Raw genomic sequence first — 20,907 nt, 5'->3', positions numbered from 1 at the left:
TTATGATTTCTTTTTGTCCGATTTTGTCGGTGGATTTGGTGGTGCTACAGGTGTTGCAGGCATTGTAATAATCGTATCTACTGGATCATATACGGACTCAAAGGAATCTGTTTGCGTAACCCAGTTACCATAGGTAATGGTTCTATACGTATTCATTGTTAAACCTACATGCCCCTCCTGCACTTCTTTTTCTTTTAATGAAGGATCTACCTTAGTAATCGTCTTGTTAGGAATTTCGCCATAGTCTCCTACAGAAATAGAAACATTTTTAGGCTTATCTTGAGCCGTACCTATAATGTAGATCGTTAACGTTCCGTTGTTCATAACACTAAGGATATAAATAGATTGTTGGTAAGGATTTCTAAACTTAAAGTCTAAATAGCCCCAAGCTACCGTAGCATCACGACCAGCTTGAATATATCCTACTGGCTCAAAGTGTGGTGTACGCTCGATAATATTCATACCGGATAGTAAAGCTGTATTAAATATGGTAGAACTTACTTGGCAAATACCACCGCCAATGCCTGGAACTAATTTACCATCAATCATAACAGGTGCATCATCATAGCCAGCCTCTGCAGTACGTTCACCTACAACATCGTTAAAGGAGAACTGTGCACCCGGTTTAATTAGGGTACCGTTTATTTTATCAGATGCTAATTGAATATTATGGGTTCTATTTTCATTACTAGGATCATACTCTGTAGTGTAAGAAGCTAATACAGTATTCAATGGTTTTAAATCGGCATCACTTACTTTTACAGTATTTTGTGTAGTAAATACCATAGATAAGGAGTTTATACTATCACCGGCCTGCAAATCATCTTTTAATTTCTTAAGGGTAGCATCAATATCGATACGCTTACCCTCTTTTGCAGGATGTAATACAACTTGTCCATTTTCAATGGTAAGGTATGCATCATGTCCTGGCGTATCAATTGTTTTAGCCAATTCACTTAGATAGGTTTTACCTTTTACCTCATCAAACTTATATTGTGGTTTAAAATGATAACCGTAGAATAAGGCATTAAATCGATTTGAAAGTAGTGTCCACATATCATCTTCATAGCCATATGTAGAAATAGCTTTTACCATAGCATCTGTATCGATTTGGATCCCTAAATCATGATAAGTAGCTTGTTGTTTTTTATTATTGCCCATATCAACAGATATAGTTTGAGGTATTTTACTATTTAACTCTTGTAAGCGAGCCTGTAATTCATTCTTAGGTGTATTAGATAGATCTGTATCATTGTAATATACACCATAAGAAATATTTTCTGTTGGAATGTATGAACAGCCACTTGTCCCCAAGAGAACAAGCATAGTTCCTACTAAAATATATTTCTTCGTCATTATTTATAAACTCTCCCGAATTAGTTATCATATTCTCTAATTATAGCATATTACTGTCTAATCTATGGTACAATTATATTGATAATTTTAGAGTAAGGGTGAACTATGTCAAATTCTAAAGAGCAACAGAAACATTTCTATTTGCGCAATAATGATGCGCTTATGAATAGCACTAAGTTGTCTATGAAAGCAAAACAAAGCATATTATTATCTAAGGCTGAAAATACTGTTGATGCTTACGAATCGGATTGGGACGATTTCGTAGATTGGTGTACTTATCAAAAGGTATCTTATTTTCCAGCTACACCAGAAACAATTGTGAACTACATAAATGATCTAGCTGATTATGCTAAGGCCAATACAATATCTCGTCGCATTAGCGCCATATCAGAGAATTATAATGCCTCTGGTCATAGAGATAATCCTTGTATGGCACCTATAGTAAAACAAGCTTTACGAGGGATTAGACGTTTAAAAGGTACGTTCCAACAAGGCAAAACACCAGTTCTTCTAGAAGATATTGAAGATATTCTAGAGTGTATGGACAAACTAGATGTGCCTGAGTTGCAATTATTACGTGATAAAGCGATTCTCTTAATTGGATTTATGGGCGCTTTTCGTCGTAGTGAAATTGCGGCCATTACAGTAGAACATCTACAGTTTTCTCCACAAGGTGTTGAAATCTTTGTACCATCGTCAAAAGCAGACCAAGAAGGTCAAGGTGCTGTTGTAGCGATTCCTCATCTATCTGGTTCTCCGTTAGACGCAGTACGTGCCTTACAGCAATGGTTACGTGCCTCTGGTATTACTGAAGGGCCTGTATTTAGAGGTTTTACAAAAAATATGTCACTTCGTAAAACAGGTATATCCGATAAAATGATTGCAGAAATTGTAAAGAAATATATTTCTCTCATTGGCCTTGATCCATCTATGTATGGAGCCCATAGTTTACGTCATGGCTTTGCAACAACTGCTGCAGCTTATGGTGTAGAAGAACGTAATATTATGAAACAAACACGTCATCATAGTGTTAACATGGTTCGTCGTTATATTAATGAAGCCAATAAGTTTGTGGATAATCCTATTTCTACTATCTTTGAAAAACGATTTAGATGATAATTATAAATCAGTTGATTAAGATAATATCTATAAATCGTATAATAATATACATTTGATAACAAAAAGCAGCTATCTCTATTGAGTAGCTGCTTTTTTGCGTGGGTTATACCCATATATATTTAGTTTTGAGCCACATAGTCCAAAGCTCTAACAGGACTATCATTTTTCTTAACCGGTACTTTTAAAATTGTACCAGGAACTAATGCACCAGAGTCATCAATTTTGTTGAGTTCCTTCATAGCATATACCATTTCACGAACATCCATATCTTTATGAGCTGTGCGAGCTGCAATATCCCACATCGTATCACCTGCTTGTACTTTTACTTCACGGATAGCATGTGTGTTTACTTCTGTTACAGGATTTGTCATATTATAGCCGAACAAGATTGTTAAGCACATTCCTACCATCATCAATATATTTTTCATCTCATACCTCACATTTACATCGAACATAATATCTGAGAACATTTGTTTGTTTACATGCTTATATTAGCACACGAACGAATGTTCGGTCAAGTGTCTTAGAACAAATGTTTGCAAAAACTTTTAAAATTGCCTATAATAGGTATATAAGATAAGTAATTATCTTATGTTTTTATTATATAGTACGAAGTGAGTAAATTTTTCCGCATATACATATTGATATTATTTTGACATTACATTGACTATGGAGGTTCATCGTGAGACGCCCTGCTACAGATATTAATACAAAACAGCGCCGTATATTAGATTTTATTAAGGACTCTTTACATAATGAATATCGTTGTCCAACTGTTCGAGAAATCTGTACCCATGTAGGCCTTAGTTCTACTTCTACTGTGCAATCTCATTTGAATGCTCTTGAAAAGTTTGGTTATATTAAACGGGATCCTAATAAAAATCGCGCTATTACAGTACTAGAGGATACAAAACCTTCTATTTCTGTAGAAGGAAATGAAACATCAAGTTCTGATAATTTTGAGTTCTTAGGTGCTGGTTTAAAACAAGTTCCTCTTATTGGTACTGTACAAGCAGGTATGCCTATTACAGCGGTAGAAAATTTAGAATCTACTCTTACATTACCTGTTCAATTAACTGGTGATTCTGACTGCTTCTTACTACGCGTTCAAGGCGAATCTATGATGAATATTGGTATGTATGAAGGTGATATGCTCATCGTACGCCATCAAAATACGGCTAATAATGGTGATGTTGTTGTGGCACGTATCGATGATGAAGCTACAGTAAAACGTTTCTATAAAGAAAATGGTCACATTCGTTTGCAACCAGAAAATGATGATTTCGATCCAATCATTGTAGATGATTGCCATATTGAAGGTCTTGTCATTGGTCTTGTACGAGACAGAATATAGAAAAAACCGGCAACTTATGGTTGCCGGTTTTTTCTTGTATCTATTAAGTTTATATATTACGTAAACTATTCTCTCTACGAAGCATAGCAAAAATAGCACCTGATATATTGTGCCATACACTAAAGATAGCTCCTACTAGAGTTGCTAAAGGATTTAATGCAAAATTTGTTGCCGCCAATGTGACTGCTAAACCACTATTTTGCATCCCTACCTCAATCGCTAACGCTGTAGTTTTATCATATCTTAATTTAAGTATATATCCTACACCTAAGCCTAAAAGCATGCCGAGTATATTATGTATGCCTACAACTAGTAATGTTTCTAAACCAGAAATTAAAAGTTTATCTCTATTAATGGCTATAATGGCTGCTATTAATAATATGATAGCAATCATAGAAACAATAGGACTTACACTAGTTAATGTATTAATCCGTGATTTACAAACATATTGAATGATTGCACCTAATAATATGGGAACTATAATTACTTTTACCATAGTTATTATCATTGGCAGTAATGCAACATTTACCCATGTACCTCCCAAATATAGGATTAGTAAAGGCGTTACAATTGGTGCTATTAATGTTGAAGTAATCGTCATTCCTACAGATAAAGGAACATCACCTTTAGCAATATAGGTGATGACATTGCTGGCGGTTCCACCTGGACAGCAGCCAACTAATATGACACCAATTGCTAAATCTGGAGGTAATGTAAAAATATGACAGATTCCCCAAGCTAATAAAGGCATTATTGTATATTGAGCCAGTACACCTATACAAATATCCTTTGGATGTCTGAGAATACTACACAAATCTTCAAATTTAATAGTTAGTCCCATGCCAAACATAGCGATTCCAAGTAAAAATGGTGTATAAGCTATGGCCCAAGAAAAATATGAAGGCACTATATAAGCAATACAAGAAAAACCTATGATTAGTATCATTAAGTATTTGGATATCAGTTGATTTAGTGTTATTAGTTGCTTCATAACTTCTCTCTCCTAATTTGGATCATATGAGAAGTTATCAATAAGACGTGTAGAGCCAATATATACTGCCATGGCAACTAGAACAGGAGCATTAATCTCTTCAACTGGTTGCATAGTATTAGCATCTACAACTGAAATATAATCTATCTTGGCCAAGGGCTCAGTATTTATAATTTCTGTCATAGTATTAATGATACTATCAGCAGAAGCTCCACGTTTAATGGCTTGTTTTCCTGTTTGAATAGATTTATATAGTATAGTTGCAGCTTTACGTTCGTCGCTAGATAAATATGTATTACGAGAGGATTTTGCTAAACCATCTTGTTCACGCACAATGGGAACACCAATAATATTTACAGGAAAGTTTAAATCAAAAACCATTTTACGGATAATGGCTAATTGCTGTGCATCCTTTTCACCAAAATATGCATTTGTAGGCTGAATAATATTAAAGAATTTTGCTACAACAGTACATACACCTTTGAAGTGAATTGGTCTGCGAATGCCACATAATGTATTAGATAAATCAAGAATATCTACAAAGGCTTTTTTATCTTGATACATTTCCTCTGGACTAGGTGTAAATATGAGGTCCACACCATGTGATTCACATAGCTTTTTATCGCTATTGATATCACGTGGATACGTGCTTAAATCCTCATTTTCTCCAAACTGAATGGGATTAACGAAAATAGAGACAATTACCTTATCATTATTTTTTCTTGCTTGATCTATTAATGATGCATGCCCATCGTGTAAAAACCCCATAGTTGGGACGTAACCAATGGAATATCCTTCTTTTTTCCATTTACTAATCGTATTGCGTACATTTTCTATTGTAATTACATGTTCCATAATGATTCCTCCGTTTATTGTAAATACGAAGATAGGCCTATACAGTCTACTGTAATTCGATCAATAAGAATTAATTCTGATCAACTAATAAACCATGTTTCTCATAGTTCTTTATATGACTTATCTTATTATTTGTATCTACAAATACAACGAGAGGCTTATGGCTCTCAACTTCAATTTCATTTAGCTGTGCATAACACATGATAATAATTTTATCATGTACTTGGACATGCCGTGCAGCAGCGCCATTTAAACATATAACACCACTACCAGCTTCGCCAGCAATTGTATATGTACTAAATCGTGCTCCATTATTAATGTTTACAATTTGAACTTGCTCATATTCTCGTATTCCAGATGCATTCAATAGATCTGTATCTATAGTAATGCTCCCCACATAATCAAGTTCTGCTTGTGTCACAGTAGCTCTGTGAATTTTACCTTTTAACATTGTTAGTTCCATGTTAAACTCCTTGTGTTTTAATGTAATCGCCTTATGGTCGATTCGAAATATCACAAATTTCTGTTTATCATGAATTAACAGTAGACTAGAGTATAGTTGAAAATACTATCTCCAGTGAAATTATATCACAATATAAAATTTACACATTATATTTTTTGTTATTAGGCTATAATTGTTACTAACAAATATAAGACATATAAAAAAAAACCAGTAGCTACATAGTAGTTACTGGTTTTTTTTTATATATTATTGTAAATATTCTGTTAATGCTTTATCAATATATGCAGCTTCATCAGCAGTTGGCTCACACATTGGTAAATTAAATTCACCAACTGGCAAACCAATTTTACGTGCTGCATATTTTACAGGAATTGGATTTGTAGTGATAAACATAGCTTTAATAATCTCAGATAGGCCTTGATGGAGACGAATAGCTTCATGATTATGACCAGCTTCAAAAGCTTGAATCATAGCATTCATATCTTTACCAGCTACATGAGATACTACGGAGATTACCCCACATCCCCCTACAGATAACATTGGTAATGTAAGACCATCATCACCACTGTACACCATGAATTCATCTCCAGGCATTAAGCGTTTGATTTCAGAAGCAATCATCAAGTTACCGCTTGCTTCTTTGACGGCACATACATGTGGATATTCATTATGTAATTGAACTAATGTAGTTGGGAAAATACCAGTCCCAACACGACTTGGTACATTATATACCATAATCGGTAATGTAGTAGCTTCTGCAATAGCTTTAAAATGTAAATATTGGCCTTGTTGGTTAGGTTTATTGTAATAAGGTACTACAACTAGCAAACCATCAATACCGTCGATGTTAGAGACTTCTTTTACAAAATTTACGGAAGATTTTGTATCATTAGTACCAACATTGGCAATAATTGTACCTTTATGACCACATTCTTTAGCGATAGCCGTAAATAAAGCTAATTTATCCTCTTTAGACATAGTTGGATTTTCACCTGTTGTACCACATACAACAAGACCATCAGAACCATTATCTAATAAATGATTAGCAATAGTTACACAATTTTCAATATTAACGGATCCATCACTATTAAAGGATGTCACCATAGCTGTTAATACTCGACCAAAGGTTTTCATATCTGTCCTCCCCTGGAAAGATTAAAATGCTTGTTTTTCCACCAAGTACTCAGCAATTTGCAATGCATTAAGAGCTGCACCTTTACGAATTTGGTCCCCTACAATCCAGAAATTCATACCTTTGTCATTGTACAAGTCTTTACGAATTCGACCGATTTCACAATCATTTTGATTAGATGTATATAATGGCATAGGATAAATTTGTTCTGCAGGATTATCTTTTACTTGTAAACCTGGGAATTTTTCACAAGCCGCTTTGAAAGTTTCTACAGATACTGGTTCAGCTGTTTCTACTAATACAGACTCAGAGTGAGAGCGATATACAGGAACACGGACTGTAGTAGGAACTACTTGAATAGTTTCGTCATGAAGAATTTTTTGAGTTTCATAAACCATCTTCATTTCTTCTTTTGTATAATCGTTCTCTAAGAACACGTCGATTTGTGGCAATAAGTTAAATGCTACAGGATAATGTTTAGGTGCAGAACCTGTAGGCAATAAGTTTGCTGTCATTTCTTCGCCAGCAGTGAATTGTCTTACTTGGTTCTCAAGCTCTTCAATACCTTCTTTACCTGCACCTGATACAGCTTGGTATGTGCTTACAATAACGCGTTTAATAGGAGAAATATCATGAAGCGGTTTCAATCCTAGGCTCATAATAATTGTAGAGCAGTTAGGATTTGCAATAATACCTTTATGTTTCAAAATATCTTCTGGGTTAACTTCTGGTACTACGAGTGGAACCTCAGGATCCATACGGAATGCACTGGAGTTATCGATAACAATAGCACCACGTTTTGCCGCTTCTGGTGCTAAAGTCTTAGATACAGAACCACCAGCGAATAATGCAATATCTACATCATCAAAAGATTCTGGTTTTGCTTCTTCAACAACATATGTTTTGCCATTTACAGTCAACTCAGTACCAGCAGAACGAGCAGAAGCCAATAATTTTAAGTTTTCATAAGGGAAGTTACGTTCTTCAATTAGTGAAATAAATTCAGCACCTACTGCACCAGTAGCACCTAGAATTGCAACATTAGGTTTTCTCATTGATAAATCTCCTTGCTCAAAATTATAAATAATGTTCTAAACCGTAAGTTAAACCTGTTTTAGAACTAATTTTTTTACATGCTAATACTACGCCTGGCATGAAAGATAAACGACTTAAGCTATCGTGACGGATAGTTAATGTTTCGTCATAACCGCCAAATAATACCTCTTGATGCGCTACATAACCTGGTAGACGTACACTATGAATAGTAACATCATCAACCTTGGCACCACGAGCACCTGGTAAGCTTTCACGAGTTAAATCATCATCGGCAGTTACCTTAGCAGCTTGTTTAGCATCATTAATCAATTTTGCTGTTAGAATCGCTGTGCCCGAAGGAGCATCATATTTGTGATTATGATGTAATTCTATAATTTCCACATTAGGGAAATATGGAGCTAATTCTGCAGATACTTTCATCATCATAACAGCACCTAGTGAGAAGTTTGGTGCCACTAGACAATTAGCATTATTAGCACGACCAATTGCATCAAGCTCATCTCGTTGCTCTGCAGTTAAACCAGTAGTGCCGATAACAACATGAATCCCAGCAGATAACATTTTCTTAGCGTTTTCATAGATAACAGCTGGATTTGTAAAATCTACTATAACATCAGGTTTATTTGTATCGAGAACCTCATCGATGGAGGCATTCATCTTGATACCCACTTGTTCGATTCCTGCTACGGTGCCTACATCTTCACCTGCCTTAGTTGGGTCAATGCCACCTACTAATATTAATTCAGGATCGTTATGTACTGCTTTGACAACTTCACGACCCATTTTGCCGCCAGCGCCATTTACCATTACTCGAATCATATATACCTCCAAAAAAGCCAGTGGATGCATCCACTGGCTTTATAGATTATATAGCTATATATACTCTTACTAAAAGCTCAATGATAGCACTCCACCAATAAAAGATTGATGACAGTTGTCTATCTATTAAATAGACAACCAGAACGATGAGTTGCAATCATCGAACTTCGGCAAGCATCCCTTTTATCATGGATCAATGCATGCCTACTCCTCATGATTACTCTTAATACTCGCACCTCTATCAACATATTCATTTAATACTATTAGTATATGTAATTATGCGATTTTAGTCAATTAAAATGGTCAATAAGTTCTTTAGCTGCAGCTAAAGCTGTAGTGGACATTCCTCGACCAGACATCATAGAAGCTATCTGAGTAACTCGTTCCTCCTCATTTAGTACTGCTAAGGTAGAGATTGTGCGGTCATCTTGCTCTATTTTAGAAAGATGATAATGTTGTTTTGCAATACTAGCTGTTTGAGGTAAATGAGTTATACAAAATACTTGATTAGTTTTAGATAAATTCAGGATTTTCTCTGCTACCTTAAGTGCAATATCACCACTGATGCCAACATCGATTTCGTCAAATACCATAGTTTTGAAAGCATCACTACGGAATACTGATTTAAAGGCTAAGGCGATACGAGCCAATTCACCACCGGACGCTACTTTATGTAACGGAAGCAATTGTTCCCCTTTATTAGCAGAAAATAGCATTTCAATGGATTTAGCACCTAATGAAGAGAGTGCATCCCCTTCTTCAATATGGAATTGAATATCACCCTTAGGCATTCCTAAATCAACTAATTCTTGATGTAAAGCTGTAGCAATCACTTTCGCATTTTTGAGTCGAACCTTGTGCAAAACTGTTAATGCTTCTTCTGCTACCTTTTTGGCTTCTTCAAGGCGCGCTTCTAATTCATCCTGAGCAAATACAAGACCTTCTAATTCTTCTAAACGTGCTTGAGCCTTTTCTTCATATGCTAAAATTTCTTCTACGGAATCACCATATTTTTTCTTTAAACCATAGATGGTAGTATCTCGGTCTTGGCAATATTTATAACGTTCCTCATCGTAGCTGATGGTGTCTCTGTAACGGTCTAAAGACTGAGCCGCTTCTTCTAGTTGGAAATACGCAGAGTCAACCATTTCAGATACTTCTTTTAATTCTGTATCGTATTTTACAAGGTCATTCACCTCAACCTTTATAGAATTAATCGTGTCTAATAAAGGCTGACGACCATTGTAAAAAGCATCATAGCAAGATCCAAGTACTTTATCAATGTGTTCAAAACTATCTAGACGCTTAAGTTCTTCAGCAATAGAAATGTCTTCACCAATGCTTAAACCAGCATCTTTAATCTCATCGATTTGATATCGTAACATATCGAGCTCTCGAGCGCGCTCAGACATATTCTCTTGTAAGTTATCTACTTCTTGCTTAGCTTGCTTGTAGACTTTATAAGCCTCTCTATAAGCCTTATAAGCAGTTTTACCTTCTTGATTAAAAGTATCTAAATATTCATGATGTGTATCAGCATCAAGCAATCGTTGGTTACTGTATTGACCATGAATATCTGCTAAATATTGACCAATTTCTTTTAATGCTTTTAATGGTATCGGTTGATCATTAGCTAAGATCGATGATTTACCATTACGGTTAAAAGAGCGTGATAGAATTAATTGGCCTTCTTCAACCATTATATTTTTAGACTCTAATAATTCTTGAATACTTTGGTGATGAGCAATATCAAATATTCCGTCTATAACAAAACTATCTTTACCGTGACGAATAAACTCGCTGCTCGCGCGTTCTCCTAATAGGATACTAAAGGCATCCATAAGAATGGATTTCCCTGCCCCAGTTTCGCCGGTAAAGATAGTTATGCCATCATTAAATGAAATATTCATTTGCTCAATCAACGCAAAGTTGCGAATGCTCATTTGCGTTAACATATGATTAGTCCTTCATTAAATCTTGGATTTTCGCTAAAATCGCTGGAACTTCAGCTTCAGATTTTGCAATTAACAAAATAGTATCATCCCCTGCTAAGGTACCGATAATTTCAGTCCATTTTGCATGGTCGATAGAAAATGCTACAGATTGAGCAGAGCCAGGAATTGTATGTAATACAACTTGGTTTAGACTGTGATCAACCTTAATTAAAGAATCTTGGAATAATCTGTTAATGCGACTACGAGATAAAACTACGTTTTCCTCAGGTGATAACGCATAACGATAATGTCCATCGCCTGTAGGAATTTTGATTAACATTAATTCCTTAATGTCACGGGAAACTGTAGCCTGTGTTACTTCAATACCTTCTTCTAATAAGGCCGCTGCTAGTTCCTCTTGTGTTTCAATCGCTTTGGACTGCACGATTTCTTTAATTTTGTTATAGCGATAGCGTTTCATTGTGAACTCCCTTTTTTAAAACTTGCACATAAAAGAGAATAATATCTTTCTGATAATATTATACCATATATTCATAATTAATATATGGTATAAATCGCATATATCATACTCGTTATGCATATTATACTAATATTTAAAATATTGTTAATTTTCTATATATTGATAACTTACAAACGCTTAGCCTATAAGGTTCATCTATTTATAGGGAATTAATAATTTAAAAGTAGAAAAATATACATGTATAAATAAAAGCCCCTATAAAGGGGCTTTTACATGTTGATTATGAGTTTTATTCATAATGAATAAAGATATATAGCTATTTATCTTTTTTGTAATATAAACAATTCTGGTGGGTTATTAATTTGGTTCATTGGATGCCAATGACATACATTATACAATTTCTGTTCTAAATCTGATAAATAGGATGTAAGGGACTTCATTTCTTTCATCCCTTCAGGCGTTCCAGGATAAGCAACAATTGTGATAACTCCTGACTTAGATAACTTATGTAACCCCTTATCTATGGCATCTATAGTTTGATGCGGTTTAGTTATAACTTTATGATTACTACCAGGCAAATAACCTAAGTTGAAAATCATTAAATCGATAACCTCATCTTTTAATTGATGAGCTAAAGCTAGATCATGGGAATCATGAATAAAAGTTAGACTTACATCAGGTGCAATATCATTAGTCTTTAGTAGTTCTTTACTGGTATTGATGGCTTTCATTTGGATATCGATGCCAAATAAATGACATCCTTTTTGTGCACGCTTTGCTAAGTACAATAAATCATGTCCATTACCACATGTAGCATCAACTACTACTTTGGCTTTTTTCATCGACCGATCCCAGATTAAATGTTGAAATTGAACAGCATTGTTAATGTTAATCACGAAACCACCCCACTTGAGATTTGGTTATAACAATTCGTCTCTACGAGACGCTAATTTTTTAAATAATGTACCAAAGAAACATTGATCTTTGAATCGTACAAATAAGCAGTAAACTGGATTGGAACTTATATGTAAAGTTTCTTTATTTGTAAAAGTATAGTCAAAAGTACCATCAATACAAATGTGTAATTGTGGTTCTCGCTCAGGCATTGTAATTTGAATCGTATCATGCTCCTCTAATACAAGTGATACACCTTGGATTAGATGTGGTGCTACTGGTGTAACTATAATAGATCTATTATCTGGTTTCATAATAGGTCCCCCAGCAGATAAATTATATCCCGTAGAACCTGTAGCAGAAGAAATGATTAAACCATCAGATGGATACATTTGAGTATGTTGATTATTAACATACATATGAATTCGTGCCATTTTTGCCGGTTCTGCACGAGTGATAACAATTTCATTAATAATAGGTACTAACTCCTCTTCATTCCCATCATTACGGTCAATATAAGCATATAAGTGACCGCGCTTTTCTATTTTGTAGTCACCTTGAACTATACGTTTTATATGACTTTGCATTTGGTGAATTTCTATCTGATTTAAGAATCCTAGTTCACCTAAGTTAATACCGCAAACTGGTACATTATACGGATAGATTTGTCGTGCTAAATGGATGATTGTACCATCTCCACCAAAACTAAAAGCAATATCTATTTGTTTAAAGATTTCTGGACGGCTTACAATATGAGTTTTTGGAATCTTAAGTACTCGTGCAGGTGCATCTGATTCGAGATCATCTGGCAAAAATACTTCGATACCTTCTTCTTTACAAATATGAGCAGCCATTTTTAGAACTGCCATAATGTTGCTTTTCCCCATATTCGGGAAGAATCCGATACGCATAGTAATCTCCTATAATGAATGAGCTTCAGTAACGACTGCATCAATTAATTCATCGTTAATAGTTAAAGCTCCTTCTTCGTACTTTTTAAAATAACCTAAGAACTCAATATTTCCTTCCATTCCTTTGATGGGTGAGAAGGTTAAACCATGGATATACAATCCACAGTCATAAGCAACTTGTAGTATTCGGTGTAAAACTTCTTTGTGAATGTTACTATCTCGTACTATACCACCCTTACCAACATTTTCTTTGCCCGCTTCAAATTGAGGTTTAATTAAGGCAACAAGTGATCCCGTATCTTTTAATAAGGTGGTAGCAACTGGTAGAACTTTGTCTAACGAAATAAAGGCTACATCAATAGAAATAAAATCTACAAGTTCACCTAATTGCTCTGGTGTAACAGTACGGATATTTTGTTTTTCCATGTTGATAACACGCGGATCTTGACGTAATTTCCAAGCTAATTGGTTGTATCCTACATCAATGGCAAACACTTTAGATGCGCCATTTTGTAATGCACAGTCAGTAAAACCGCCTGTACTAGCACCTATATCAACCATGACAGCGTCTTGTAAATCGATAGGATATATTTGGATAGCTTTTTCTAATTTAAGTCCACCACGACTTACATACGGCAAGGTATTGCCTTTTACAAGGATATTAGCATCGACAGGAACTTTTGTGCCTGCTTTATCAATGCGCGTAGTATCCATAAAGATAAGTCCCGCCATGATAGCGGCTTTTGCTTTTTCTCTGCTTTCAAAAAGTCCTCGATTGACAAGGAGTATATCTAACCGTTCTTTACTGCTCATAGTACACCATTATAAATATAATAAAACTGAATATAGGCTACGAGAATACCAAGAATTAAACCACCAAATACCTCCACAGGTGTATGTCCTAATAACTCTTTAAGCGCTTCTTTACGCGTTATTTGAACAGGAATATTTTTCTTCGTAAAATATTCCACAATTTGATTAAGTATTTGAGCTTGTTTTCCTGCCTCTAATCGAACACCGGATGCATCATACATAACGACTATAGAGAATACTAAGGACAAAATAAAGAGATCTGATACACCATTTTTAAGGTAAATAGCCGTAGTAGTAGCAATGACAAAGGATGTATGGGAACTAGGAAATCCACCAGAGCCTACAAGGCGTTCTGGACTAAATTTACCATGTCTTACCAGTTGCCATACAAATTTGATAGCTTGAGCAGTAAACCAGCCCCAAAATGCGGCTTGCGCTATGTAGTTATGTGCTATTTGTGGTAATATATCAATCATTCTTTGTACCTTTTAGAGGTAATACATATTAATTCGTACGTTTTAAAAGATAATCAATTAATGCTGCTAAGATAGATGTATCATAAGAAACGGAGTTTAATGCTTTGTGAGCTTGTTCACCTACTGAAGAGGCTTGCTCTTTTGCGCCCTCTAAACCAAGTAAAGATACATAAGTAGATTTATGTTGGCGAATATCACTGCCAGGAGTTTTTCCTAATTCTTCAATAGTACCTGTTACATCTAGAATATCATCAGTAATTTGGAATAACAATCCTAAACAATTAGCATATTCCATTAACGCTGTTCGCGTAACAGTATCTGCATTGCCTAAAATGAGACCTAACTCTACAGAAGCATTAAATAAAGCGCCCGTTTTACCGCGATGTAGAACTTTTAACTCTTCTAATGGAATGTGTTTATCTTCACTAAGCATATCAAAGGCTTGACCGCCGACCATACCTTCTGGGCCTGCAGCAATTGCCACACATTGTATAGCATCGAGTTTATCTTGAGCAGAGGCCTTATTATTAGCAGTCATTAATTGAAAGGCGTACGTCAATAAACCATCGCCCGCTAAAATAGCTAAACCTTCACCATAAACTTTATGATTTGTTAAATTACCTCTACGATAATCATCATTATCCATGGCCGGTAAATCATCATGTACTAAGGAATACGTATGGATACACTCCATTGCACAAAGAAACTCTTTATAATCAGCAGGATCTTTATGAAGCATTTCTAATACAGCTTTACATAAGATTGGTCGGATTCGTTTACCACCTTGCATTAAGCTGTAATTCATGGATTCATACAGAGGTTTAAATTCTTGATTTGGACTAGTTAATACCTCATCTAACCATTGTTCAATATTTTGTTTGCTAGCCGCTAAATATTCTTTGAACATAGAATCTCCTTATTCGCTGATGCGGACTTCTTCGATGATTTGTTGTACCTCAGCTTCAACGGAATCAAGCATTTCCGCACATTCCTTAACTAAGGTTAGCCCTTTTTTATATTGATTTAAGAGTTCAGAGATAGTCATATCACCATCGTCCAACTGCTTAACAATATCTTCTAAGGCTTTATATTTTTTCTCATAACTTTTTAGTGATGCGGCCATCTTTGTGCGCCTCCTTTACCGTGGCAGTAACATAACCATCTGCTAATGTAACTCGTATATCATCATTCGGTTGCAATTGGGACACCGAAGTTATAGGTTCATTATTATGCTCTATCTTGGCGAATCCCTTAACCATCATTTGTAATGGATTTAAAGACTCTAACTGTTGGGCTAATAATGCTAAACTATGCTTTTCAGTATTACATCTCTCTTTAGTAATATTGGTTAATATTTGTGAAAGTTCTTGTAAATGTGATTTTTGCTTATGTAAAAACTGAAGTGCTGGTATACCAAGTCTGCGATTAAAGAGTAATGTCAAATCTGTTCGTTTTTGTTGTAGTGTATAACGTATATATTCGTGTAAATACTCTTCTTTTTCTGTTAACTGATCTTGCAATGTAGTAAGTGGCAACACCGCCATCTCTGCAGCATGACTCGGCGTAGCACCACGTGCATCTGCCACATAATCACATAAGGTGTAATCAGTTTCATGGCCTACAGCGGAAATAACTGGCGTATTAGCCGTATAAATAGCTTCTACTACTGCTCTATCATTGAAGCACCACAAGTCCTCCATAGACCCGCCACCACGACCAACGATGATAAGATCTACATCTGGATCTGCATCAGCAGTAGCAATACCTTTGGCAATAATAGGTCCCGCAGTATTACCTTGTACAGGAACAGAGAATAATTTAAATTGAACTAATGGGTTACGTCGCTCGCTGACATGCAAAATATCATGTAATACGGCGCCAGATTGCGACGTAACAATTCCAATGCAGCTCGCCATATACGGTAAACTTTGTTTGTGGCCATCATCAAAGTATCCTAAAGCAGTTAATTCTCGTTTTAAAGCGTCAAATTCAAGCTGCAACGGGCTTTTAGAACCTATTTGCATATCAGAGGCAATGAGATTTAAACGGCCCATTTTATTGTAAAAATTAACAGATGCTTTTACAGTTACTAATAAACCATTTTGAATGGCATTAGCCAACCCTTTTTGCATAACAGTGCTAGACCACATAGTTACATCAATGGCAGACTCCTCATCTTTCAAAGAAAAATACATGTGTCCACTACTATGACGTTTAGCATTGATGATAGTACCGCTAACATAAACATTTTTTAGTAGATATTCCCTATCTAGGGTGCGCTTTATGAGATTGTTCAATTGTGTAATGGTTAATACATTCACGATGATCCTCTAGATTCTTGTAAATAAGCAGCGCCAAAAGCATTGCCTGTAGCATTATCAACAGAATATTGTGGCTGCGCCACATGCAATGTCATGCGATTCCGTTTACAATAGGTTTCCATTCGCTTACGAAGTAAACTATTGCTCATCACACCACCTACAGCGATAAGTGTATGAACTGGTTTTTCTTTAATATGATAGGTAATCATTTTTTCTAAAGCATTTCCCATAGAAGTAAATACAGCTCTAGCTAAATTAGATTTATCCATATCACTCATGGTTTCATTTATACGTCTCATAGCTGCGCTACAAGGACCGGCAAAACTAATCCATCCATCCTTCATAGATGATGGTAGTGGCTCATACTCTGTAGTTTGTAATGCTAATGACTCTAGATGTTTTCCTGCAGGGAATGGTAAACCCATAGCGACACCGATGCGATCAACATATTGACCGCCTTGCAAATCTTTAGAACCGCCAATGATGTGAGATTCAAAAATTCCTTCACCTTGATAATGGCAATAGACTAACTCTGTAGTACCACCTGACAAATGTAAGGCCAAAAATGGCTCAGTCGGAATATGTTCTAAATCTCTCAGTGCTGCTAAAATATGATTTTCTTGGTGCGCAAAGATATGTAAAGGCACATTTAAAATATGACTCAAGGTTTCCCCTTGGCCTAAACCAACCATAAAGGCGGGCATATAAGAACTTTCCTCACGTCGTGGAAAGCCACTAGCACCGATACCGCTAATTGGTACTTGAGGTAGCTCTAACATTAGCTTAGGCAATGCCTTTGTATGCTGAAAGACCATATTTGATTGTTGTAGTCCTCGCTCACCAGGTTTAACCTCTAATAGTTTACGTGCCTCTCCTACGATGTGAAAGTCACTATCTATAATGGCACAACTAGTGGTATAGCAACTGGTATCAATGCCTAAGTAATATCGTTTCATTATCTACTCTTGTTATATGCATCTAAGATTGCATTAATTAATTTATAAGAAGCATCAGAGCCAAATTCTTTTGCTAGTTGAATGGCTTCATTAATGGCAATAGATGGTTCTAATGGTTCTACTTCGTTAGTCATTTCCCATACGGCAATACGTAAAATAGCGCGATCAACTTTATCAAGATTTGCTACTTTACGAGATTTACAGAATGGTTGTAAATCTGCATCTATTTTCTCAGCTGTTGCTATTACACCTTGAATAATACTATTGGCATATGCTTTATCCATAGCTTTTTGAATATGACCTTCAGGAAATTGAACATCATTTTTATCACTATGAAATTCATTAGCATATAACATTTGTAATGCGTATTGACGTGCTTCTCGTCGATTTCGCTTAGTTACCATGTAAAACTGGCTCCTTTTCTTTTACAATACCTTCAATATGCACATCAACCTTTACATGATCTAGGTCAAGCATATTTTTTAAGGTTTGTTTGATTTCTGATTGTAATTGTTTAGATAATTCAATGAGATTATATCCGTACAATGCTTTAATATAAATATTTATTTCAATAAAACCTTTACGATGTTTTACGTTAATACCCGGTAAGCTGCGTTGTCCAAAAGCATGAGTAATACCTTCTACTAACTCATCGTAAAAGCGTGGGCTTAAAGAATGAATACCAGGAATAGTACTCAAAGTTTTAGTTGCCACATCAATGATGACAGAATCAGCAATATCAATAGTATCCGTATCTAAGCCATAATTTAATTGATTGTCTGAACTCATATAGACACCTCCTATGGTAGTTGTGGCGTAACTAAATCATCAAAAATGATATCTTGTACAACTACATCAATAGTTTGAACCTCAATTTCTGTGTAAGATACTAAGGCTGTATTAATTCGTTCTTGTAGTCGTAAAACCACGTCAGGAATACGGTATCCATATTGAATGCAGACATAGAGTGTAACTGAAATAGCCCCTTCATCGTTAAAGGAAATCTTTACACCTTCATGATCAGACTTAAGTCTAAAAAAGGTATTAACTCCATCGTTAAAGGTGGAGCTCATGTGATGTATACCCTTTGTTTCAAGTGCTGCCATTGTAGCAATTGTTGCATATACATCTTCATTAATCTTAATTTTACCCGACTCTAGTTCAGTATTTTTTTTCGTCATACTGGCCTCTTTCAAAAAAAGCACTTGTCCCTATATATAATTACATAGACGACAAGTGCTTACAGTGCAAATGTTACGATATATGGGAATAAGATTCCATGAAAAGATCTAGTCCCAATACATATCAATGAGTATTAGGCACGTTCGATGTATTGACCTGTACGAGTATCAATACGAAGTACATCGTCAACTTCAATGAAGAGAGGTACTTTTACAGTGTAGCCTGTTTCTAATACAGCTGGTTTGTTGCCACCAGTTGCAGTATCGCCACGGATACCAGGATCTGTTTCAACTACGCGAAGCTCTACAGCTACAGGCAAGTCAAGACCGATTACGATACCTTGGAAGAACATAATGGATACTTCCATATTTTCAAGAAGGAAGTTTTTAGCTTCGCCTAATTGTTCAAGGGTAAGTTCAACTTGATCATAAGTTTCGTTGTCCATGAATGTATAAGCGCCATCAGACTCATATAAGTATTGCATACGACGACGATCAACATGTGCTTTAGGCACTTTTTCACCTGCATTGAATGTACGCTCTACTACAGAACCAGTTTGCAAGTTTTTCATTTTAGTACGTACGAATGCAGCACCTTTACCTGGTTTAACGTGTTGGAAATCTACTACTTGCCATACATTACCGTCGATTTCAACGGTTACACCTGGGCGAAAATCATTACTGGAAATCATCTAACTCTTCTCCTTCTAAATACTTATTTCAATTAACTCTTTTGGACTATGTGTCAACACCTCATAGCCGTCAGATTTGACGATGACACTATCCTCTATTCTCAATCCGATAGTACCGGTAATATAAATACCTGGTTCCACCGTGATGATCATATTTTCTGTAAATACCGTATCGGATTTAGTATTGGCTACTGGTTCTTCGTGAATTTCAAGGCCTAACCCATGACCAGTACCGTGATTAAATTCCTTGGTATATCCATGCTCTTTAATATAATCACGACAAATTGCGTCTAATTCTTTACCAGTAATACCAGCTCGAACAGCAGCAACGCCGCGCTTTTGTGCTTCTAAAACTATACTATACAATTTCTTTTGTAAGTCAGAGGCAGGGCCCATTACAATGGTTCTTGTCATATCAGAATGATAACCTTTGTAAACAGAACCAAAATCGATGGTTACAAAATCGCCTGCTTCGATAACCTTATCACTAGCCACACCATGAGGCATACTAGAACGACTACCTGAAGCAATAATTGTGGCAAAGGAAGGCTCCTCAGAACCACGTTTTAACATTTCTGTTTCTAAAATAATACGGACTTCATTTTCCGTCATTCCCACTTTAAGTTGTGGTAACAATGCAGCAAAAGATTCATCACCAATATTAGCCGCGATGCGTAATAACTCTAATTCATCCTCTCGCTTTACTGCTCGAAGTTTGGCGAAATTAACAGATGTAAAGTCAAAGTTTTCATCTAATGTATCACATAAAGATTCATACGTATCTACAGGCATTTGTTTGCCCTCTATAGCGAATAAACCTTCGTGAATATGATGTTCATTGAATATATCTACAAGAGTATCCATAACAGTTGTTTCATATTGAATAACCGTATACCCTTCACATTGTTTTGTAGCTTGTTCAGTATATCTGAAGTCGGTAATCATAAAAGCTTTATCTTCTGTAATAATAGCAAAGCCTGTAGTACCAGTAAAACCAGCAAAATAATGTAAATTTATAGGGCTTAACAAAATAACGCCTGTTAATTCTTGCTCTTTAATATACTGTTGTAGCAGATTTAATCCATTCATAATCGTGCTCCTAG

Annotated in this window: 25 protein-coding genes and 1 riboswitch; of the genes, 2 read left to right on the top strand and 23 right to left on the bottom strand. The window is 35.7% G+C overall.

Annotated features, from left to right (window positions below; genetic code table 11):
- Positions 1–1,356, bottom strand: coding sequence for a VanW family protein (locus VEHSUH06_RS05210; protein ID WP_105098022.1), 1,356 nt, complete (start codon positions 1,354–1,356; stop codon positions 1–3).
- 105 nt (positions 1,357–1,461) lie between these two features.
- On the opposite strand from VEHSUH06_RS05210, the gene VEHSUH06_RS05205 reads away from it, so the two are divergent.
- The gene (locus VEHSUH06_RS05205) at positions 1,462–2,472 is read left to right on the top strand and encodes a site-specific integrase (protein WP_105098021.1); all 1,011 of its coding nucleotides are present in this window, start codon (positions 1,462–1,464) and stop codon (positions 2,470–2,472) included.
- 122 nt (positions 2,473–2,594) lie between these two features.
- On the opposite strand, the gene VEHSUH06_RS05200 is transcribed toward VEHSUH06_RS05205, so the two are convergent.
- Positions 2,595–2,903 (bottom strand): LysM domain-containing protein, encoded by a 309-nt coding sequence (locus VEHSUH06_RS05200; protein ID WP_105098020.1) that lies wholly within the window; start codon positions 2,901–2,903, stop codon positions 2,595–2,597.
- A 254-nt stretch (positions 2,904–3,157) separates the two neighbouring features.
- Between VEHSUH06_RS05200 and lexA the strand changes: the two genes are divergently transcribed.
- A complete protein-coding gene (gene lexA / locus VEHSUH06_RS05195) occupies positions 3,158–3,829 on the top strand; it encodes a transcriptional repressor LexA (protein ID WP_105081166.1) in 672 nt (223 codons plus the stop codon).
- Positions 3,830–3,878: 49 nt separating this feature from the next.
- On the opposite strand, the gene VEHSUH06_RS05190 is transcribed toward lexA, so the two are convergent.
- From VEHSUH06_RS05190 to VEHSUH06_RS05090, 21 genes are all read right to left on the bottom strand, one after another.
- Positions 3,879–4,820: a bile acid:sodium symporter family protein gene (locus VEHSUH06_RS05190; RefSeq protein WP_105098019.1), complete on the bottom strand. Its 942-nt coding sequence runs from the start codon at positions 4,818–4,820 to the stop codon at positions 3,879–3,881.
- 12 nt (positions 4,821–4,832) lie between these two features.
- Positions 4,833–5,675 (bottom strand): pantoate--beta-alanine ligase, encoded by an 843-nt coding sequence (gene panC, locus VEHSUH06_RS05185; protein ID WP_105098018.1) that lies wholly within the window; start codon positions 5,673–5,675, stop codon positions 4,833–4,835.
- A 70-nt stretch (positions 5,676–5,745) separates the two neighbouring features.
- Positions 5,746–6,138 carry an aspartate 1-decarboxylase gene (panD, locus tag VEHSUH06_RS05180; protein WP_105098017.1) on the bottom strand — a complete coding sequence of 131 codons (393 nt, stop codon included), beginning with the start codon at positions 6,136–6,138 and terminating at the stop codon, positions 5,746–5,748.
- 246 nt (positions 6,139–6,384) lie between these two features.
- A complete protein-coding gene (dapA, locus tag VEHSUH06_RS05175; RefSeq protein WP_024062662.1) occupies positions 6,385–7,272 on the bottom strand; it encodes a 4-hydroxy-tetrahydrodipicolinate synthase in 888 nt (295 codons plus the stop codon).
- Positions 7,273–7,293: 21 nt separating this feature from the next.
- A complete protein-coding gene (locus VEHSUH06_RS05170) occupies positions 7,294–8,325 on the bottom strand; it encodes an aspartate-semialdehyde dehydrogenase (RefSeq protein WP_105098016.1) in 1,032 nt (343 codons plus the stop codon).
- A 22-nt stretch (positions 8,326–8,347) separates the two neighbouring features.
- Complete coding sequence (gene dapB / locus VEHSUH06_RS05165; protein WP_105098015.1) at positions 8,348–9,145, bottom strand: 4-hydroxy-tetrahydrodipicolinate reductase; 798 nt, start codon at positions 9,143–9,145, stop codon at positions 8,348–8,350.
- Between the two features lie 76 nt (positions 9,146–9,221).
- Positions 9,222–9,394, bottom strand: a riboswitch (Lysine riboswitch).
- Positions 9,395–9,435: 41 nt separating this feature from the next.
- A complete protein-coding gene (gene recN / locus VEHSUH06_RS05160) occupies positions 9,436–11,100 on the bottom strand; it encodes a DNA repair protein RecN (protein WP_105098014.1) in 1,665 nt (554 codons plus the stop codon).
- A 4-nt stretch (positions 11,101–11,104) separates the two neighbouring features.
- On the bottom strand, positions 11,105–11,560 hold the full coding sequence (gene argR, locus VEHSUH06_RS05155; RefSeq protein ID WP_004695825.1) for an arginine repressor: 456 nt from the start codon (positions 11,558–11,560) through the stop codon (positions 11,105–11,107).
- Between the two features lie 320 nt (positions 11,561–11,880).
- Complete coding sequence (locus VEHSUH06_RS05150; RefSeq protein ID WP_105098013.1) at positions 11,881–12,456, bottom strand: class I SAM-dependent methyltransferase; 576 nt, start codon at positions 12,454–12,456, stop codon at positions 11,881–11,883.
- A 24-nt stretch (positions 12,457–12,480) separates the two neighbouring features.
- A complete protein-coding gene (locus tag VEHSUH06_RS05145) occupies positions 12,481–13,365 on the bottom strand; it encodes an NAD(+)/NADH kinase (protein WP_105098012.1) in 885 nt (294 codons plus the stop codon).
- A gap of 9 nt (positions 13,366–13,374) precedes the next feature.
- Positions 13,375–14,178: a TlyA family RNA methyltransferase gene (locus VEHSUH06_RS05140; protein WP_054747471.1), complete on the bottom strand. Its 804-nt coding sequence runs from the start codon at positions 14,176–14,178 to the stop codon at positions 13,375–13,377.
- The gene (locus VEHSUH06_RS05135; protein WP_105098011.1) at positions 14,175–14,654 is read right to left on the bottom strand and encodes a divergent PAP2 family protein; all 480 of its coding nucleotides are present in this window, start codon (positions 14,652–14,654) and stop codon (positions 14,175–14,177) included. The genes VEHSUH06_RS05140 and VEHSUH06_RS05135 overlap by 4 nt, the downstream gene beginning before the upstream one ends.
- A 28-nt stretch (positions 14,655–14,682) precedes the next feature.
- Entirely contained in the window at positions 14,683–15,561 is an 879-nt protein-coding gene (locus VEHSUH06_RS05130) for a polyprenyl synthetase family protein (RefSeq protein WP_105098010.1), read from the bottom strand.
- Positions 15,562–15,570: 9 nt separating this feature from the next.
- Positions 15,571–15,777 carry an exodeoxyribonuclease VII small subunit gene (xseB, locus tag VEHSUH06_RS05125; protein ID WP_009352545.1) on the bottom strand — a complete coding sequence of 69 codons (207 nt, stop codon included), beginning with the start codon at positions 15,775–15,777 and terminating at the stop codon, positions 15,571–15,573.
- Complete coding sequence (gene xseA, locus VEHSUH06_RS05120) at positions 15,752–16,975, bottom strand: exodeoxyribonuclease VII large subunit (protein WP_105098009.1); 1,224 nt, start codon at positions 16,973–16,975, stop codon at positions 15,752–15,754. Before xseA ends, xseB begins: the two co-directional genes overlap by 26 nt.
- On the bottom strand, positions 16,972–17,931 hold the full coding sequence (locus tag VEHSUH06_RS05115; RefSeq protein ID WP_105098008.1) for a metallohydrolase: 960 nt from the start codon (positions 17,929–17,931) through the stop codon (positions 16,972–16,974). Before VEHSUH06_RS05115 ends, xseA begins: the two co-directional genes overlap by 4 nt.
- Positions 17,931–18,335, bottom strand: a complete 405-nt coding sequence (gene nusB, locus VEHSUH06_RS05110) for a transcription antitermination factor NusB (RefSeq protein WP_105098007.1) — start codon at positions 18,333–18,335, stop codon at positions 17,931–17,933. Before nusB ends, VEHSUH06_RS05115 begins: the two co-directional genes overlap by 1 nt.
- On the bottom strand, positions 18,325–18,720 hold the full coding sequence (locus VEHSUH06_RS05105) for an Asp23/Gls24 family envelope stress response protein (RefSeq protein WP_009352553.1): 396 nt from the start codon (positions 18,718–18,720) through the stop codon (positions 18,325–18,327). Before VEHSUH06_RS05105 ends, nusB begins: the two co-directional genes overlap by 11 nt.
- 11 nt (positions 18,721–18,731) lie before the next feature.
- Entirely contained in the window at positions 18,732–19,112 is a 381-nt protein-coding gene (locus tag VEHSUH06_RS05100) for an Asp23/Gls24 family envelope stress response protein (RefSeq protein ID WP_105098006.1), read from the bottom strand.
- 134 nt (positions 19,113–19,246) lie between these two features.
- Positions 19,247–19,804 carry an elongation factor P gene (gene efp / locus VEHSUH06_RS05095; RefSeq protein ID WP_009352604.1) on the bottom strand — a complete coding sequence of 186 codons (558 nt, stop codon included), beginning with the start codon at positions 19,802–19,804 and terminating at the stop codon, positions 19,247–19,249.
- A 15-nt stretch (positions 19,805–19,819) separates the two neighbouring features.
- The gene (locus VEHSUH06_RS05090; protein ID WP_105098005.1) at positions 19,820–20,893 is read right to left on the bottom strand and encodes a Xaa-Pro peptidase family protein; all 1,074 of its coding nucleotides are present in this window, start codon (positions 20,891–20,893) and stop codon (positions 19,820–19,822) included.
- Positions 20,894–20,907: the final 14 nt, after the last annotated feature.

The sequence above is a fragment of the Veillonella sp. S13053-19 genome, assembly GCF_002959835.1.
Lineage (GTDB): Bacteria > Bacillota > Negativicutes > Veillonellales > Veillonellaceae > Veillonella > Veillonella rogosae.
Note: the sequence above shows the minus strand (reverse complement) of the source record. Positions and strands in the feature narration are given on the sequence as shown.